This window comes from Phycisphaerae bacterium, assembly GCA_035275405.1.
Classification (GTDB): Bacteria; Planctomycetota; Phycisphaerae; order UBA1845; family UTPLA1; genus DATEMU01.
The window spans coordinates 302,521-318,968 of record DATEMU010000003.1 but is presented as its reverse complement, the minus strand read 5'-3'; the positions used below and the strand labels follow the sequence as shown (position 1 = coordinate 318,968).

General features: G+C 62.4%; 17 protein-coding genes. 11 read left to right on the top strand and 6 right to left on the bottom strand.

Annotated features, from left to right (window positions below; translation table 11 throughout):
- Nucleotides 1–12 precede the first annotated feature (12 nt).
- Both VJZ71_03240 and VJZ71_03235 read right to left on the bottom strand, forming a co-directional pair.
- On the bottom strand, nucleotides 13–588 hold the full coding sequence (locus tag VJZ71_03240; protein ID HKQ47069.1) for an MEDS domain-containing protein: 576 nt from the start codon (nucleotides 586–588) through the stop codon (nucleotides 13–15).
- A 256-nt stretch (nucleotides 589–844) separates the two neighbouring features.
- Nucleotides 845–1,636 carry an isocitrate lyase/phosphoenolpyruvate mutase family protein gene (locus VJZ71_03235; GenBank protein HKQ47068.1) on the bottom strand — a complete coding sequence of 264 codons (792 nt, stop codon included), beginning with the start codon at nucleotides 1,634–1,636 and terminating at the stop codon, nucleotides 845–847.
- 91 nt (nucleotides 1,637–1,727) lie between these two features.
- Between VJZ71_03235 and larE the strand changes: the two genes are divergently transcribed.
- From larE to VJZ71_03190, 9 genes are all read left to right on the top strand, one after another.
- A complete protein-coding gene (gene larE / locus VJZ71_03230) occupies nucleotides 1,728–2,585 on the top strand; it encodes an ATP-dependent sacrificial sulfur transferase LarE (GenBank protein ID HKQ47067.1) in 858 nt (285 codons plus the stop codon).
- 159 nt (nucleotides 2,586–2,744) lie between these two features.
- Nucleotides 2,745–4,325 (top strand): serine hydrolase domain-containing protein, encoded by a 1,581-nt coding sequence (locus tag VJZ71_03225; GenBank protein HKQ47066.1) that lies wholly within the window; start codon nucleotides 2,745–2,747, stop codon nucleotides 4,323–4,325.
- Between the two features lie 191 nt (nucleotides 4,326–4,516).
- Nucleotides 4,517–4,969 (top strand): YbaK/EbsC family protein, encoded by a 453-nt coding sequence (locus VJZ71_03220; GenBank protein ID HKQ47065.1) that lies wholly within the window; start codon nucleotides 4,517–4,519, stop codon nucleotides 4,967–4,969.
- A gap of 73 nt (nucleotides 4,970–5,042) precedes the next feature.
- Nucleotides 5,043–6,413 carry a thiolase domain-containing protein gene (locus VJZ71_03215; GenBank protein ID HKQ47064.1) on the top strand — a complete coding sequence of 457 codons (1,371 nt, stop codon included), beginning with the start codon at nucleotides 5,043–5,045 and terminating at the stop codon, nucleotides 6,411–6,413.
- A 20-nt stretch (nucleotides 6,414–6,433) separates the two neighbouring features.
- Nucleotides 6,434–6,907: an OB-fold domain-containing protein gene (locus tag VJZ71_03210; protein HKQ47063.1), complete on the top strand. Its 474-nt coding sequence runs from the start codon at nucleotides 6,434–6,436 to the stop codon at nucleotides 6,905–6,907.
- A 19-nt stretch (nucleotides 6,908–6,926) separates the two neighbouring features.
- On the top strand, nucleotides 6,927–7,295 hold the full coding sequence (locus tag VJZ71_03205; protein ID HKQ47062.1) for a cupin domain-containing protein: 369 nt from the start codon (nucleotides 6,927–6,929) through the stop codon (nucleotides 7,293–7,295).
- Complete coding sequence (locus VJZ71_03200) at nucleotides 7,273–8,442, top strand: pyruvate flavodoxin/ferredoxin oxidoreductase (GenBank protein ID HKQ47061.1); 1,170 nt, start codon at nucleotides 7,273–7,275, stop codon at nucleotides 8,440–8,442. Before VJZ71_03205 ends, VJZ71_03200 begins: the two co-directional genes overlap by 23 nt.
- Entirely contained in the window at nucleotides 8,427–9,767 is a 1,341-nt protein-coding gene (locus VJZ71_03195; GenBank protein ID HKQ47060.1) for a thiamine pyrophosphate-dependent enzyme, read from the top strand. Before VJZ71_03200 ends, VJZ71_03195 begins: the two co-directional genes overlap by 16 nt.
- Nucleotides 9,764–10,366, top strand: a complete 603-nt coding sequence (locus tag VJZ71_03190) for an SMI1/KNR4 family protein (protein HKQ47059.1) — start codon at nucleotides 9,764–9,766, stop codon at nucleotides 10,364–10,366. Before VJZ71_03195 ends, VJZ71_03190 begins: the two co-directional genes overlap by 4 nt.
- A 20-nt stretch (nucleotides 10,367–10,386) precedes the next feature.
- Here the strand turns inward: VJZ71_03190 and rlmN are convergent, their stop codons facing one another.
- The 4 genes from rlmN to rpsB form a co-directional block, all read right to left on the bottom strand.
- Nucleotides 10,387–11,526 (bottom strand): 23S rRNA (adenine(2503)-C(2))-methyltransferase RlmN, encoded by a 1,140-nt coding sequence (rlmN, locus tag VJZ71_03185; GenBank protein ID HKQ47058.1) that lies wholly within the window; start codon nucleotides 11,524–11,526, stop codon nucleotides 10,387–10,389.
- A gap of 54 nt (nucleotides 11,527–11,580) precedes the next feature.
- Complete coding sequence (gene pyrH / locus VJZ71_03180; protein ID HKQ47057.1) at nucleotides 11,581–12,333, bottom strand: UMP kinase; 753 nt, start codon at nucleotides 12,331–12,333, stop codon at nucleotides 11,581–11,583.
- Between the two features lie 84 nt (nucleotides 12,334–12,417).
- On the bottom strand, nucleotides 12,418–13,233 hold the full coding sequence (gene tsf / locus VJZ71_03175; GenBank protein ID HKQ47056.1) for a translation elongation factor Ts: 816 nt from the start codon (nucleotides 13,231–13,233) through the stop codon (nucleotides 12,418–12,420).
- 146 nt (nucleotides 13,234–13,379) lie between these two features.
- Complete coding sequence (rpsB, locus tag VJZ71_03170; GenBank protein ID HKQ47055.1) at nucleotides 13,380–14,279, bottom strand: 30S ribosomal protein S2; 900 nt, start codon at nucleotides 14,277–14,279, stop codon at nucleotides 13,380–13,382.
- A gap of 418 nt (nucleotides 14,280–14,697) precedes the next feature.
- Between rpsB and lpxB the strand changes: the two genes are divergently transcribed.
- Together lpxB and VJZ71_03160 are read left to right on the top strand one after the other, a co-directional pair.
- Complete coding sequence (gene lpxB / locus VJZ71_03165; protein HKQ47054.1) at nucleotides 14,698–15,915, top strand: lipid-A-disaccharide synthase; 1,218 nt, start codon at nucleotides 14,698–14,700, stop codon at nucleotides 15,913–15,915.
- Nucleotides 15,912–16,409, top strand: coding sequence for a Mov34/MPN/PAD-1 family protein (locus tag VJZ71_03160; protein ID HKQ47053.1), 498 nt, complete (start codon nucleotides 15,912–15,914; stop codon nucleotides 16,407–16,409). The genes lpxB and VJZ71_03160 overlap by 4 nt, the downstream gene beginning before the upstream one ends.
- Nucleotides 16,410–16,448 lie beyond the last annotated feature (39 nt).

Below are 16,448 nucleotides of genomic sequence, written 5' to 3'. Positions count from 1 at the left end.
TGCTGTCGTTCGCTAGGCAATGTAGCGAGAGTGGGCCGCCAGCACTTCGCGCATTCCGGCGTCCGCAGACTGCGTGAACCCAACCCTCGGGTAGGCGCAAAACAGGCTGAAACCGCGCCTCTGGCACAAGTCTTGCCAAAGGTGCTCCAGTCGCACCGTCGCGCCGCACTGACCGTTGGCCCACAGACGGGCCACCATTTCGCCGAATGCCCGCACTCGCCGCCCGCCGCGCCCGGCGCGCCCAAGCAAATCGCCCATCATCTCCTGGAAACGCAGCTCGTCGGGCCACTCGTCGAGCATGAACTTGGCCAGCGCTTCGTCGGCGTCCAACGTGAGATACTGGTCGCGGTCGGCGGCCGCGTTGACGTCGATGCAGCGCAATTCCAGCCGATCCGCCAACGCGGTACGATGCGCAGCTGTTGCGATAACGATTACACCTTCGCCGCCGCATAGCCCACCGCAGACAAAACCTTCCAGTGAATCCAGAAATGTAGCATCTGCGTCATAGATCTGCACCATGTGCTCAGAGGGAGAGAGTTCGCCCCAGAAAGCCGAGGCCAGCCTACTGGCTTTTGCTTTCATAGTCATAAAGAAGGCTCCAAATTACGCGCCATCCTTAGCGACTACTTTTTATTTGCAATTCTTTGTTGAATTATAGGTCTGAGTCGACTCGTGTCCGCCCTCCAACTGCGGCACCTACGGATTGGCTGTCCGGTATAGGGTAGTATGTTAGCCGCAGGCCGCCTTTCGAGCAAGATCTTTATGCGAATGGAGCGTGCGCGATCTGCCTGCGTTGAACGGTTTTCGACATAACAGAACCGCAACCTGCCTAACTGAAATGCAATCAAAAGTTTACATAAATATGGAGATTTGATCGGTCGGATTTGGCGCGATGACGGGCGTAGCCGGCCCACGCTGCGCGGGCGAGGGCGGATCCCACCCTGATCCGGCGAACGCCCATCTCCACAAGATCATCGACGTGCAGGTCCGTGTTCGCGCTCATCAGGACATTGACCGGTTTGGGACCCGCCGCTGCGACAACCGCACGAATGTCCTCCCGTTCGCGCGAGCCCGGGGCAAAGAGAACGTCGGCGCCAGCATCGGCATACGCTTGCAGGCGGCGGATCGATTCGCGCAGGGGGCCAGGATGACCGACCAGGTAACACTCCGCTCGCGCGGTCAAGAGCATGTCGGTGCCGGACGCGTCAATGGCGGCGCGGGCCGCTCTCAACCGATCCACGGCCTCGGCGAGGTCGAACAGCGGACGCTCCGGATCGCCGGTGGCATCTTCAATAGAGAGACCGGCAACGCCCGTCTCAATGCAGCAACGCACGCTGTCGGCGACGCCCTCGGCGTCGGCCGCGTAACCGGATTGAAAATCGGCGTTGACGGAAAGCTCGGCCGCCGCGGAAACGATTTCGGCGATGTGGCCAAGAACCTGGTCGCGGGAGAGGACCGTCGCGGAGTCCGGCAGCCCGCGCGCAAAGGCGAAGCCGGCGCTGGTCGTGGCGACGGCCTTGAATCCCAGTTTGCGGAGGTAGAGCGTCGTGCCGATGTCCCACGGGTTCGGCATGACGAAACAGCCGCTTTCGTGGAGCCTTCTGAAAACGGTTCGTTGGGTCGAAAAATCGGGCATAGTACATTGATTGTTTCCGATGGCCGCCCTCTTTGCCAGTTCACTATATTCCGGCAAATGCACAATCGAAATCTATGCTATCATTTACGTCATGGAATCCACCGCCGCGCTGAGTAGCCCCGCCTCCGTTCAGGAGAAACTCGAACGCCTTAGAGCGATCCTGCGCTCGCTGGGCCGCGTCGCCGTAGCCTTCAGCGGGGGCGTCGATTCCACTTTTGTCCTGAAAGTCGCCGTCGACACCCTCGGCCGCGAAAACGTTCTGGCCGTCACAGGGGCCAGCGACAGTGTCGCCGTAACAGAGATGGACGACGCCCGGCGGCTCGCCATACAGATCGGCGCCGAGCACGTCGTCATCGAAACGCGCGAGTTCGAGGACGCCAACTACCTCGCCAATCCGACCAACCGGTGCTATTACTGCAAGACGCAACTCTACACCCGCATGGCCGAACTCCTCGCCCCGCGCGGTCCGTTCGTCATCGTGAACGGCACCAACGCCGATGACCTCGGCGACTTTCGCCCTGGTCTCACCGCCGCGAGTGAGCATTCCGTCCGCGCCCCGTGCGCCGACGTCGGTCTGACGAAATCGGAGATTCGCACGCTCTCGGCCCAGATAGGCCTGCCGACCGCTGACAAACCCGCCGCGCCCTGCCTCTCCAGCCGCGTGCAATACGGCGAGGCGATTACGCCCGAAAAACTCCGCATGATCGAAAGTGGCGAGGCGTTTCTGCGGTCGCTCGGCCTTCGCGAATGCCGGGTGCGGCACCATGACAAACTGGCCCGGATTGAAGTTCCCGCCGATCAAATCACCGGCCTCGCCGCACCGGAAGTCCGCGCGAAAATCGATGCCGCCTTCCGCGAGATCGGTTACCACTACGTCACCCTCGACCTCCGCGGCTTTCGCTCCGGGAGTATGAACGAGGTCATCGCTTTCGGCCGGCGCCAGCCATAGCGGCACGACATGCCGGCCGCGCGCGACCGATGGAAAGATTTCAAATCGGGGAAGGGAAACGTGCGAAGCGTGGTTTTCGAAAAATCGTCACGGCGTTGCGGATCCACTGGTTTGCTGTGCAACGCACGTTTGGCGGTTTTTGCGACGGCGGCTGTTGCGGTGTTTTCAGCAACTCCCTCCTCGCTTGGGCAGTCAGATTCGCCGAGCATCCAAGACGAAAACGCACTTCCCGCCATCGTTTTGCCGCCCGCCGTCACCAGTGAATCGCGCGGCCCCGGCGACTCCGACCAGGACGGCCTGCCCGACGAACAGGATTCCTGCCCGGCGGTGAGCTTTGCGCCGGAGTTCAAAGCGTGCAACTGCGCCGCCATGGATCTGAACCCGAGCAACGATCCTCAACCCGAGTGCCAAGCGCGGGAGCGCGTCGCCCAGATGCTGGTGGGCCCGAATGGCGGCATCCTTGTCACGCGTATGGCCTTTGCCGTGGTGACGAACGGTGAGTTGCATTTCGCCGACGCCTTCACCTATCTGGGAGCGGGCCAGTATGAGCACGATCCTGAAGGGGTCCACCGACTTTATCGCATCGGATCGACTACCAAGCCGATGACGGCGGTCGCCGCCAAGGTCCTCGAAGAGGCCGGGCAGTTGTCGCTGTCCGATTTCGTCAACGACGACGACGCGACTCAGGAATTCGTCGGCGGGCAGCGGACGCTCGGCCAGCTCATGACTCACCGGGGCGCGTTCAAGGTGGACAACGGCGCGATTCACCTGTTCTGTTATCCCAACGGCCTGTCGGCGTTCTGGTTGGAGCCCGATGATCTCATCTCGCCGCATTACAACAGCGCCGTCTACGGCAACCTCGGAGGCGGCTACAACTACTCCGCGTTCAACTACTCGCTCGCGGGCGCGTATTTGGCCAATCGCACGGGGCTGCCGTTTCAGCATATCCTCCAGACGCGGATCTTTGATCTCGCGGGAATGTGTACCGCATCGCTCGACGGGCAGCGCGCCAAGAACTCCACCATCGGGGCCGGCCCGGGTATTTCGCAGGCCGCGGTGATGCACGTCGGCCCTTATATCAACCTGGTGAGCCCGACTGACCCGCTGTGCGAGGATAATTTCTACAGCAGCAACGACGTGTACGGGCAATCGTCTTATTCGTGGCAATACTATCAACTCGACGAGGCGGCCGCCGAGCCGCGCGATCCGGCAGGCGGAGTGATTGCGTCGGCCATCGACCTGGCGCATTTCGCTGAGTCACTGCTCGCCAGTTATCACGGCACGGGAGGGTTACTTTCCCCCGCCGGTATCCGGCAGCTCTGGGAGGCGACGAGCGACCTGGGCTGCGGCTCCGGCTGTCCGTATGAACGCTATTATGGAACCGGCTTCTTTACCAATTCGCTTCCCGGCCAGTCCGTCACGCAAGTCGGACATGGTGGAAGCCGCGGGGGCTACGCGACGGCGTTTGTGCTCCGGCCCGAGGCGAACACTGCCGTCTGCATTCTCAGCAACGCCGATCTGAGCACAGTCGCACTTTCGAACCTGGCCAAGACCATTCTGGACGACTTCGAGGCCGCGGCCTCATGGGGCGATCTCGATCTGACATCCTTCGTCAATGTCCTGATCGGAACCGACCTGAATCCGGCCCACATGGTAAATGCGGACAAGAACTGTGACGGTGCCGCCAACGGACAGGACATCGAACTCTACGTCCGCCACGTCCTCGGCCTTTCCAACTAGTTCCTCCTAATCCTAATCCTGACAGCCTCTTACGGAAGCTGCAGCGCGTCGCATAAACGCGCTCTTGAGGCCTTAGTTCGGATTTCGACGGCTCTGGCACGGGAATTGCCACAAGCCCAAGCGACGAATCGATGCATAGACTGCGCCCGGAGTCCTTGTTGTTCCCTTGGCCCTTTTCCGGAGGCCCAGCCATGAAACTCGAAACCGTACTTCAAGACAGAAAAATCCCTTACGAAAAGAAGACCCATCACTCGGCCTTCACCTCGCAAGAGCTCGCCGCGGCCGAGCACGTGTCGGGCTACAACGTCGCCAAACCGGTCCTGGTGAAGTGCGATCACGGCTATGCGATGTGCGTGCTCGCGGCGTGCGATCGGCTGGACCTGCGACGGGCCGCCGGCGCGCTGCACGAAAAAGGTGTGGAGCTGGCGACTGAGCGCGAGATGAAGGACATCTTCCCCGATTGCGAGATCGGCGCGGAGCCGCCGGTTGGCCGGCTGTTCAACCTGCGCACGGTCATGGACGAGCGCCTGTGCCTGGACGACTTCCTTGTGATGCAGGCGGGGACGCACACGGAATCGGTGAAGCTCCGCCGCGAGGACTGGGAACGGCTCTGCGAGCCGATCAAGGCGCGGATCGCCACCTGACGGGACGGTCTGTCAGATGTAATTGTGTTTACGGGGTGACTCGATAGGCGGGGGATCGGACAGGAGCGGTGACATGATCAAATTCGGCGCTGGGAACCTGCGTATCCCGCGGTTCGAAAAGCCTGTCTTCGTGGTGGCGGGCGGATTGACGGATTATCGAAAGCGCTATCCTGAAAAGAACACCAGCCAGTTGTGCATGGAAGCGCTGCGGATGGCGGTGGAGGAAAACGAGTTGAAGGCCACGCCGGAGCAATTCCGTCGGATGGTCAACTGGTGCGTCTATTCGCAGTTCGCCGACCACTTCGGCGATCAGCTCCTTGCCGCCGCAAAGGTCCACGACTATCTCGGGTTCGACCCCTTGGGCAACATCGAGGTGAAGACCGGTGGCGCGACCGGCGGTTCGGCCGTGCTCGCGGCCGCGCAGGCCATCGCCTCCGGCTATGCGACCTGCGTGCCGGTCGTCGGCTGGGAGCGGATGGACGAAGTTTCCACCAAAGTCGGCAACTCTTACATCGCCAGCGCCGCATGCAAGGACTTCGAGAGCGAACTCGGCTGGATGTACGCCAGTTATTACGCCTTGATGGCGCAGCGCTACCAATACGAGAATCGCGTCCCTCGCGAAACGCTGGCCAAGATCGCCTGCAAGAACCACGACTACGCCCGCTTTTCCCCTTACTCCCAGAACCCCGGCAAGTACACGGTCGAGGACGTCTTGAAAAACGAAATCGTCTCCGACCCGCTCTCTTATTTGGAATGCTGCGTGATGAGCGTGGGTGCGGCCGTATTGATTCTGGCCGACGAGGAAACGGCCAATCAACTGACCGATCATCCCGTCCGCTTGTCGGCCATCTGTGGCGGGACGCATACGCTTCGCACCGCCGACCGACGCAACATGCCGATTCTGCGATTACCGAACGAGACGGACGAAACCTACAAAGAGTACTTCGGGGGCCGGCGTATGGAATGGCCCGGCTTCAGCTCGTTCCTGGCAGCGCGGACGGCCGCCTATCTGGCCTACAACATGGCGGGCATCAAGGACCCCGTCGAGGACTTCGACCTCCTCGAAACGCACGATGCCTTCACCATCAGCGATATCCAGACTTACGAGGACATCGGCCTCCGCCCCTACGGTCGCGGCCGCGAGTTCATCGAATCCGGCGATGCGTATTACGAAGGCCGCCTGCCGACCAACCTCTCTGGCGGTCTGATCGGCACGATGCACGCCGTCGGGGCCACGGGCATCTTCCAAATGGTCGAAGTGCTCTGGCAGTTGAGGGGCCAATGGGCCAAGTTCCACGCCGACCCGGAACGCTGGGCGCGCTATGGCAAGAAGAAACCGGCGGACTTCCGTGATTTGCAGGTCAAGAACCCGCGGCGCGGGTGCGCGATCTCTCATGCGGGAACGGGAAGCCACGTCACCGTCGCGGTCCTGGAGCAACCTTGAACCGGGGGAGGAGTTAGGTCATGGCGGTAAAGTTGAATGGCACGGTCGCGGAGGTTCTCAACCGGGATCCTCTCGTCATCAAGAACCAGAAGAACTGGCACCACATCCATAGCTACGGCGGGTGGGGGAAGTTCTTCCAGGGCCTGCGCGAGAGCAAGCTGCTGGCAACACGATGCGGGAATGCGGAATGCAGGGAGAAGCGGCTATGGCTGCCGCCGCGCTGCGAGTGCCCGGACTGCTGGCATCCGATGGAATGGGTCGAAGCGCCGACGAAGGGGCGAATCTATTCCTTCACGACGGTGCTCTACCCCGGAGAACTGTTCCGCGCCAGCACGCCGTGCCCATTAATCAGCGTCGAACTGGACGGCGTCTGCACCAAGTTGATGAGCTATCTCAAGGAAGGCGAGCCGCGGATTGGACTGCCCATCCGCGCCGTCTTCAATACCAAAGAGCCGACCAACACCATTCTCGATCTCGCCTGGGTGCCGGCCTGATGGCGCGCGGAGGTGCAACATGATTGTCGACACTTGTTTCCCGCCCTTTGTGGAGACCTGGTCGGAGGCCGAACTTGCCTACGAGGGCCTGACCGGTCGAGTGATGAAGAGTCCGACGGGCTGGACGATGTTCATGGCGGCGGATTGCGACGTCTTCGTCCCCGAACATCGCCACGGGGCGCAATGGGGCGTCGTGCTGGCTGGCTCGATGGACCTGACCATCGCCGGTGAGACGCAGACCTATCGTGCCGGTGAGACGCATTACATCCCCGCCGGCGTCGCCCATGAGGCCGTTCTCTACGCGGGCTGGCGCGGCCTCTACATTTTCTCACGCGAAGGACTCGCGGAACCCCTGGAGCCGCACCATGCGGGAGTTCATCACCGGTAATCAGGCGATCGTGCGCGGTGCGCTACGCGCCGGGTGCAACTATTTCGCCGGGTATCCCATCACCCCGGCCAGCTCGATCCTCACGGAATTCGTCCATGCATTCGAGGATGGTCGCGGCGTCGCCATCCAAACGGAAGACGAGATCGCCGCCATCGGGCAGTGCATCGGGGCCGCCATGGCCGGTGCGAAGGCGCTCACGGCGTCCAGCGGGCCCGGACTGAGCCTTTACAGTGAGAACATCGGCCTGGCGCAGATGGGAGAAGTCCCGCTCGTCATCGTCGATTGCCAACGCATGGGCCCGGCGACCGGCGGAGCGACCGCGACCGGCGAGGGCGACGTCATGTTCGCCCGATACGTGTCGGGCGGGGGCTATCCGTTGCCGGTGCTTGCGGCGACGGATGCGGCCACGGCGTACGCACTGACCTACCGCGCGTTCAACATCGCCGAGCGCCTCCGCACTCCGGTCATCGTCCTCGCCTCCAAGGATATTTCCATGACGCGACAAACGGTCGATCTCGAGGCCGTCAACCTGCCGGAGCGCGTCGATCGCACGGTGGCGACGAATCACCAGCCGTTTCATTCCTACGACTTCAAGGACCTCCCGGACATACCGGCTTTTTTGCCGATCGGCGCGAGCCGGCAAGTGCGGTTCACCGGCTCGATCCATGATCAAGACGGGCTTATCACAACCGATCGGTCGCGCGTTGCCCGGACACTGTCTCATCTGCGTGAGAAGATCGAGCGGAATGCCGGCGCACTGGAACTGGTGCGCTGGGACAAGGACGCGGACGCGCGCACGTTGATTGTCTCATATGGCCTGGCGGACGGGGCCGCCCGTGTCGCCGTGGCGCAGGCCCGGGCGCGGGGCATCGGCGTAGCGAACCTGACGCTCTTGAGCCTATGGCCCGTACCGGAGGCAGCCCTGCGGACGGCGGCCGGGCCGCGCATCCAACGCGTCATCGTTCCGGAACTGAATGTGGGCCTTTATGTGAATGAAATTCGGCGAGTGCTCCCCCACGTCCAGGTGCAATCTATCCTCCGCTTCGACGGCGGCCTCATTTCACCCCAGACGATATTGGACGCCGTCACCGGTGTACCGAAAGCAAGCGTTGCCGCGGAATGGAGCGTGCCATGTCGATGCTCCTAGCCGATCGTGCGCAAATGTGCTACTGCCCGGGATGTTCCCACAGCCCGATTCTGGAACGTCTGGCAGCCGCCCTGCAACGAAACAATCGCGCACCCAGCGACGTTTGTGTGGTGACGGACATCGGCTGCATTGGCACCGCCGATCGGTATTTCGATTGCCATACTTTTCACGGTCTGCACGGCCGCAGCATCACCTACGCCGAGGGGATCAAGCGGGCCCGTCCCGAACTCACGGTGATCGTCCTTATTGGCGATGGCGGCTGCGGGATCGGTACGGCGCATCTGGTCCATGCCGCCCGACGGAATGCGGACATTACCGTTGTCGTGGCCAACAACTTCAACTTCGGCATGACCGGCGGTCAGCAGTCGCCCACCACGCCGGAAGACGCCTGGACGTTGACCACGCCGGCGGACCGCGCCGAGACGCCCTTCGACCTCTGCCGCACCGCCGCAGTCAGCGGCGCCGCGTTCGTGGCCCGGTGCAGCGCGTTGGAAGACCGTGCGACCGACTACCTGGAGGCGGCCATTCGAACGCCGGGCTTCGCCATCGTGGACCTCTGGGAATTGTGTGTCGCGTACTTCGTACCGTTCAACAAGCTCAATCCGAAAAAGCTATCGGAGCTTTCGGATCGGCTCCAAATGCCGTTCGGCGTATTTCAGAACAACCCGGCGACTCTTAACGCGGCGCTGACCCGCGAAAAACGCCCGCCGAAAAAGACGCCGATAAACTCGACCATCTCGTTACCGTGGCCCGGCCGCAGGGAAATCTGCATCGCCGGGTCGGCCGGCCAGCGCATCCGCTCGGCGGCGGGCACAATTGGAGAGATTGCCGTCGCCAGCGGCCTCTTTGCCGCACAGCAGGACGATTTTCCGATTACCGTTCGGAAGGGACATTCCATCTCCAATCTCATCATCGATACGCAGCCGATCGAGTACACCGGCGTCGATCGCCCCGATCTCGTTGTGCTCTTGAGTCAGGAAGGGGCCGACCGCGCAAAAATCCAGGATTGTGTTCACGATGGAAGCCGGCTGATGACCGATGCCCAGATTCGCCTGCCCGAGACTTCCGCAACAAAAACGACCTTCTCGCTTCACGACATCGAACGCCAGGCGGGACGGAACACGGCGGCTTTGGCGGCGCTGACGCAAGGATTGATTGCGACCGGCTGGATCGCGCCCGAGCGGCTTCTGGCGTCAGCCGAGGCGTCCCTGCACGGTCCATATCGCGACGAAAATCTCACGGCTATTCGTATTGCCGTCGATTCGGCGAAGGTTGTCGCCGACTCCCGCCGATCGCCAACGCAACCGCAAGGGGCTGTATCATGATTCGCGAAACGCATATCGATCGGAACATCAACCGCCTGCTCGCACACTTCGGCTCACGCCTCGTCGGCCGCCCGCCCGCGACAGCGTCCGAACTTGCTTCGCTGGGGGAATTGGCCGGACCGCTTCCGCGCGACCTGTCGCATTTCTTTACCACGACCAACGGTCTGCGACTGGAACTCGCGGTGCCCTGGCCTTATGCCCATCTGTGGTCCATCAACGAGATGCGCTCGCTGACCGAGTTATCCGCGGGACCGACCATGCCCGAGGGGTTCTTGCCCATTGCCGGCGGCGAATCGGAACGCGATTGGATTGTCCTTCAGCCCGGCGCGGTCCACGGAGCCATCGTTCGATGCGACCCCTGGGCCGGCCCGGTGGGGCTCGTCGCTTCATGCTTCGAAACCTACTTTGACGGCTGGACGAGTTTTGCCGTCAAAAACTTCGACAGACAAGGCCGTCGCCGGGCAGAAGGCCCCGCAATGGCGTTTGGCGGCGCGGGGCGTCACGATCCGGAACTGCACCGACTGCGCAGCCATCCCGACGCGCAGGCCCTCGTGGGAGAACTGCGGATGTCGGTCGCCTGCGGGGCAGATTTCGAATAGGCGAACGTCGCCACTTCCACTCAATCGGCCGCGCTCTGTCCGACGGCGAGCGGGACTGTTGCTTCCTGCTGCGTTTTGCGACGAAGCTGACCGCAGGCGGCATCAATGTCGAGGCCTCGCGACGTGCGGATATGCGCGTTCACGCCTTGATCGCGCAGCTCGCGGACAAAGGCGTGCGCCGCCTCGCTTGTCGGTCGCTCGTAGGGCAGGCCCTCGACGGGGTTATACCGCAGCAGATTCACGTTGCATCGCACCTGTCGCGCGAAGCGGGCCAATTGACTCGCGTGGACTGGCCGGTCATTGACGCCCGAGAGCAGGATGTACTCCAGCGTGATCTCGCGGCCGGTCTTGTCAAAGTAGTAGCGGCAGGCGGAGACCAGCTCGGTGATGGTGATCTTCTCGGCCCAAGGGATCAGTTCCGCCCGCAGCGCATCGGTCGGCGCGTGCAGCGATAGGGCCAGGTTTAATTGGAGTCCCTCGTCCGCCAGCCGCCGAATCTGTTTTGGCAGGCCCACGGTGCTGATCGTGATCTTCCGCGCGCCGATATTCGGCCCCCAGTCGGCGTTGATGGTCCGCACGGCACGCATCACGGCGTCGTAATTCGCCAGCGGCTCGCCGAGGCCCATGAAGACGACGTTGGACAGCCTCGCGCCCGACGCCGTCGCCTCTGCGCTGACGCGCAGGACCTGTTCAACGATCTGACCTGTCGTCAGGTTACGCTCCAGACCGCCGAGGCCGCTGGCACAGAATCGGCATCCCGCGGGGCACCCGACCTGCGAGCTGATGCACGCCGTCCGCCGGGTTTCCGCGGGGATCATCACGCACTCGCTGGTCGCCCCATCCGGCCAGCGCAGAAGCAGTTTAACCGTCCCGTCGCTTGACACGGCCCGGCGAATGATCTCCGACTGGTAGAGGTCAAATTCGCCCGCGAGTGTCTCGCGCATCGGCTTCGACAGATTCGTCATCTGCTCGAAGCTCGTCGCTCCGCGCTCATAGACCCATTCCAGGATTTGTTTTGTGCGGAACGACGGGGCGCCTTTTTCCGCGAAGCGCGCGAGGAGGGCGTCGCGGTCCAGGTCCAGGAGATGCGTTCGATTCGTGATTTGCGACGGTGTTTCCATACTCAGAGCCGCGACTGTGAGGGAGCGTCGCGCGGGCATCGAGCGCCACTCAGCGCTCCTTTACCGTCGCGGCTTCGAAACGGGCCCCCGCCCTCAATGATCGATCCGCGTGCCGATCTTCTTGCCCATCACCGCCTTGCGCATGTTCCCCGGCGTCATCAGGTTAAAGACTGCGATCGGCACGCCGTGCTGCTGGCAGAGATCGACGGCCGAGACGTCCATGACGCGGAGGCGATCGTCGATCACCTGATTATAGCTGAGGCTCGGCAGGAATTTGGCGCGCTTGTCCTGTTTGGGGTCGGCGGTATAAACGCCGTCCACCTTTGTCGCCTTGAAGAGCACATCCGCATTGATCTCCACGGCCGCCAGGGCCGCCGCCGTATCCGTCGTCACGAACGGCCGACCGGTCCCCGCCGCGAGGATCACGACGCGCCCTTTTTCCAGGTGATGGATGCAGCGTCGGCGGATAAAGCTCTCACACGCGCTGTGGATGGCGATCGACGATTGCACCCGCGTCTGCTGGCCCATCGACTCCAGGACGTCCTGCAGCGAGAGGGCATTGATGACCGTCGCCAGCATTCCCATGTAGTGGGCGGTCGCCTCCTGAATCCTGAGCTGCGTGGCCATCGTCGCCCCGCGTAGAAAGTTGCCCCCGCCGACGACGACGGCGACCTCGACACCCCGACCGCTGACGGAGATGACCTCCTTGGCAATCTGCCGCACCGACTCGCCGTCGATCCCGAATCCCCCGGGCTTGCAGAATCCCTCGCCGGAGATCTTCAAAACGACGCGACGAATAGGGCCCTTCGACCGGGTCCGCGTGTGTGTTTTTGAGGAGCGCGCCATGCCGGAGTTCTATCAGAAAACCGGCGATGACGCTACGTGTGGTGACCGTGAAAAAATGAGCCGATCGCGTGCGCGGGCATGCGTTCAGTTCAGCCCGCCGACCTCGAACTTCGCGTACGACTTGATCACGAAGCCCTTCTCCCTGGCGAAGGCCCCGACGCTCTTCTTGTCGTCCATCACGAACGGCTGTTCGGTCAGAACGCGCTCGGCGTACCATTTGTCCAGCTTGCCGCCGACGATCTTCTCGATGATCGGCTCGGGCTTGCCTTTGGCCTCTTCGCGGGCCTTCTCCTTCGCTGCGGCGACTTCCTTCGCGTCGACCTCCTCGCGCACCAGCCCGAGGATGACCGGCGTGGACGCGATGTGCATGCAGACTTGCCGACCGGCTTCGCTCGGTGTCTTGTCGCCGACGATGGCGGCGCCGACTTTGCCGTTATGGTGGACGTAGCAGGCGCCGGGCCCCTCGATCCGCTTTAATCGCCGAATGCCGATGTTCTCCTTGATCTTTCCGAACGCATCGACCAGCAGTTGGTTGACGGTCTGGCCGGACGGAGTCTTGGCGTCCTTGATCTTCTCAGGATCGGTGATGCCCGTCGCCGCGCAGGTTGCGGCGATCGCGTTGGCCAGTTCCTTGAACGTGTCGTTCGTGGCGACGAAGTCCGTCTCGCAGCGAAGTTCTGCCAGCGCAGCGGCCTTGTCGTCGGCGTACACGCCGATCCGGCCGTTCGCGGCTTCCTTGTCGGCCCGTGTGCTCATCTTGTCGGCGAACTTTTTGCGCAGAATCTCCAAGGCCTTGGTCTCATCGCCGCCCGCCTCCACGAGCGCGCTCTTGCAATCCATCATGGCCAGGTCGGTCTTTGCCCGGAGGGCCTGCACTTGTTTGGCGGTAATGTCAGCCATGTTCTCGTCGCTCTCCCTGATTGTCCCGTGTCGGATAGGCTAATGTGTGTAGTTACCGGCAATGCTTCATTGCCGCGGAAGCAACCCGAACCGGCTTGCCGTTTGGCAGATAAATCAGATCTCGCCGGGGCGCTTCGCGCCAGGCTTCAAACGTGGTCCGTGACCTCGGCCTTCGGCGTCGAATCCGAAATCGGCGAACCCAGTTCTTCCAGCGGCATCGCCATCGGCTCGGCGACGTCGTCGGACATTTCGCCCTGCCCCGCCGCTTCCTCGGCCAGCGCCGTGGTCGTCTTTCGTCTGGGCCGCTTGGGCCGCGGCGCACCGCCATCCGTTTGCTCGGCCGCCGCTTCCGCAGCGCCCGCACGGCTGCGCTTGCCTTCTTCGACGGCATCACAGAGCTGCGTCACCACGATCTCGATCGCCCGCATGGCATCGTCGTTGGCCGGGATAATGACGTCCGCGGACTCCGGATCGCTGTCCGTATCGACAAGGCAGACGGTGGGAATCCCCAGCTTTTTGGCCTCCTTGACGGCGATGTGCTCGCGCTTCACGTCAAGGATGACCAGGGCCCCCGGCAGCCGCGTCATTCGGCGGATGCCTTCGAGGTTGCGCGTGATCTTCCGCTTCTCGCGGTCGATCGTCGCCCGTTCCTTTTTGGTGCATTCATTGATCCGGCCGCTGCGATCCATTTCCTCCAGCTCTTCGAGCCGAGCGAGGCGCGATCGGATGGTTTTGAAGTTGGTGAGGGTGCCGCCGAGCCATCGTTCACTGACGTAGTGCATGCCTACGCGCTGGGTCTGCTTTTCCACGATGTCCCGCGCCTGCCGCTTCGTCCCCACGATCAGGATATCCTGACCTTTGGCGACGATGGCCGACACGAACTTCCTCGCACGAAGCAGACCTCGAACGGTCTCGCGAATGTCGATGATGTGAATCGAATTCCGCTTGCTGAAGATATAGGGCGCCATTTTGGGGTTCCACCGGCTCACCCGATGGCCAAAATGGACTCCCGCGTCGATCAACTCGCGGACTAACGCCGATGCCAAACGTCACCTCCCATCATGGATATCATGGTCCTGTCTGGATTTACGAACCTACGCCGAGAACCGCAAGGATAGGGCCCCCGGCCGAATCCGTCAAGGACAACCCCAACAACCGGCATATTTTCCCCCATTTTCCCGCCCTCCGGTACCGCGCTTCATCGCTGACGACAACCCTCGCGGCCCAGCATCAAGCGGCTAGAATGACCCCGAAGACTCGCTATGAGAAATCGCGTTCAGTGTCAAAAACCGCCGCCCGCGTCTCATTTTATTGTTAATTATAGGTCGTTTGCGTACCGATCGAAGTTTGTCCCCCCGGCATTCTCGCGTACGGTAGGTTCGAACGTGTGCGCCTCCAGCCGTAATGAGCGCGTATCGGCCGGCCCGCGACACCAAGGGTCCTGATCGGCCACACTTGGACACCATGACGAACGTCAACCCCTGCACGATCTTCATCAGCGCCGCGGAACAGAGCGCCGATGAGCACGCCGCCGCGTTGATTCGGGAGTTCACTCGTCTTCGTCCCGGCGCAAGGTTTTGCGGTCTGGCGGGCCCGGCCATGCGCGCCGCCGGCTGCGATTGCCTGGAAGATTTGACGACGCGATCCGCGATGGCGGCGGCGGCGTTTCGCCGGGTGCCCGAGGCGTGGCTGCTTCTGCGGCGTCTAAAGACTCATCTGGGCGAAACTCCGTACGACGCCGCGGTGATGGTCGATTCGCCGGCGCTCAACCTGCCGATCGCCAAACTCTGTCGAAGCGTCAACCTTCCCGTCCTCTATTACATCGCTCCGCAGACATGGGCGTGGGGCTGGCGCTGGTGGCGCAATCGGCGCATTCGCGCCCGCGTAGACCAGATCGCCTGCATCTGGCCCTTCGAGGAGGCCTACTTCCGCGAGGCCGACATCCCGGCAACTTTCGTCGGCCACCCGTCATTTGATCGACTCCTGTCGCAGCAGCCCGACCCGTCGCGCATTGCGGAGCTTCGCGGGTCGCATGCACCGGTCGTAACGCTGCTGCCGGGTTCGCGACGACACGTGGTCGACGAGGTGCTTCCGGGCCAACTGGAGGCGGCCGCGGCGCTGCAAATCCGTTACCCGAAAGCCCGCTTCCTGATCGTCGCGGCCAACAGCGAGGCCCGCGCACGGATCGAACAGACCCTCGCAACACGCAAAAAAACCCTGCAAACATTGACTTTGATGGGGGATGCCGATCGGGCCGCCGCTATCGTCGCCGCGGATTTCGCGCTCGTCGCCTCCGGTACCGTGACCCTCGAAGTCGCCTATCACGGAACGCCGATGATCGTCATGTACAACGCGGGACGATGGTCGTACCACCTTCTTGGCCGTTGGTTGATCACGACGCCGCACCTTTCGCTGCCCAATATCCTCGCCGGGCGGCGGATCGTGCCCGAGTTCATGCCCTACTTCCGCAGCGCGGATCCGATCATCGCCACCGCCATCGAATGGCTCGCCTCGCCTTCCAAACTGGAGCGCGTCCGTCACGACCTCCACGAGATCATCCAGCCATTGGCCAGGGAGGGCGCGGCACAATGCGCCGCGGCGCAGCTCGCCCGGCTCATCGACGCGGCCTCTTCCTCTCGTCAGGGCCGGTCCTCATCCAAGAAAGAGGCGCCCGTCGCGTGAACAGAAACGCGAACATCATCACGACACCTTCGATCGCCCGCGCGGGAGACGACCTCGTGCAGTTAATCACCCCTGAGCGACTCGAAGCGATCTACCGGCAAGCGGAGGCAACCTATCCCCGAGAATGCTGCGGGATGATCCTGGCCTCCGGCGCGCTGCGCCCATGCGAAAACGCCCAGGACAAGTTGCATCGACTCGATCCGAACGAATTTCCGCGCACCGCGTTGAACGGATACTGCTTTGAGGTGGAAGACCAGCTCTTTCTCTGCCGGTCATTGGAAAGCAAGGATCCGGTGCGCATCGTCTATCATTCGCACCCCAACGCCCCGCCAGACTTCAGCGAGACCGATCGGCGTGGCGCGGAGCACGGCGGGGGGGCAACTTATCCTGAGCTGGGCTTCCTTGTGGTTCAAATCGGTTCGGATCACGTTCGCGCCGCGCGTTGTTATGCGTTCATCGAAGGCTGTTTTCGTGAGCGGGCATCGTGGCCCTAGGATGAACATAACATAAGCATTTACCGTAACTTAAATATA

What these genes read in the sequence shown, in the direction of transcription:
- VJZ71_03240 (HKQ47069.1), bottom strand. Translation starts at nt 588, where the DNA reads ATGACTATGAAAGCAAAAGCCAGTAGGCTGGCCTCGGCTTTCTGGGGC.
- VJZ71_03235 (HKQ47068.1), bottom strand. Translation starts at nt 1,636, where the DNA reads ATGCCCGATTTTTCGACCCAACGAACCGTTTTCAGAAGGCTCCACGAA.
- larE (HKQ47067.1), top strand. Translation starts at nt 1,728, where the DNA reads ATGGAATCCACCGCCGCGCTGAGTAGCCCCGCCTCCGTTCAGGAGAAA.
- VJZ71_03220 (HKQ47065.1), top strand. Translation starts at nt 4,517, where the DNA reads ATGAAACTCGAAACCGTACTTCAAGACAGAAAAATCCCTTACGAAAAG.
- VJZ71_03215 (HKQ47064.1), top strand. Translation starts at nt 5,043, where the DNA reads ATGATCAAATTCGGCGCTGGGAACCTGCGTATCCCGCGGTTCGAAAAG.
- VJZ71_03210 (HKQ47063.1), top strand. Translation starts at nt 6,434, where the DNA reads ATGGCGGTAAAGTTGAATGGCACGGTCGCGGAGGTTCTCAACCGGGAT.
- VJZ71_03205 (HKQ47062.1), top strand. Translation starts at nt 6,927, where the DNA reads ATGATTGTCGACACTTGTTTCCCGCCCTTTGTGGAGACCTGGTCGGAG.
- VJZ71_03200 (HKQ47061.1), top strand. Translation starts at nt 7,273, where the DNA reads ATGCGGGAGTTCATCACCGGTAATCAGGCGATCGTGCGCGGTGCGCTA.
- VJZ71_03195 (HKQ47060.1), top strand. Translation starts at nt 8,427, where the DNA reads ATGTCGATGCTCCTAGCCGATCGTGCGCAAATGTGCTACTGCCCGGGA.
- VJZ71_03190 (HKQ47059.1), top strand. Translation starts at nt 9,764, where the DNA reads ATGATTCGCGAAACGCATATCGATCGGAACATCAACCGCCTGCTCGCA.
- rlmN (HKQ47058.1), bottom strand. Translation starts at nt 11,526, where the DNA reads ATGCCCGCGCGACGCTCCCTCACAGTCGCGGCTCTGAGTATGGAAACA.
- pyrH (HKQ47057.1), bottom strand. Translation starts at nt 12,333, where the DNA reads ATGGCGCGCTCCTCAAAAACACACACGCGGACCCGGTCGAAGGGCCCT.
- tsf (HKQ47056.1), bottom strand. Translation starts at nt 13,233, where the DNA reads ATGGCTGACATTACCGCCAAACAAGTGCAGGCCCTCCGGGCAAAGACC.
- lpxB (HKQ47054.1), top strand. Translation starts at nt 14,698, where the DNA reads ATGACGAACGTCAACCCCTGCACGATCTTCATCAGCGCCGCGGAACAG.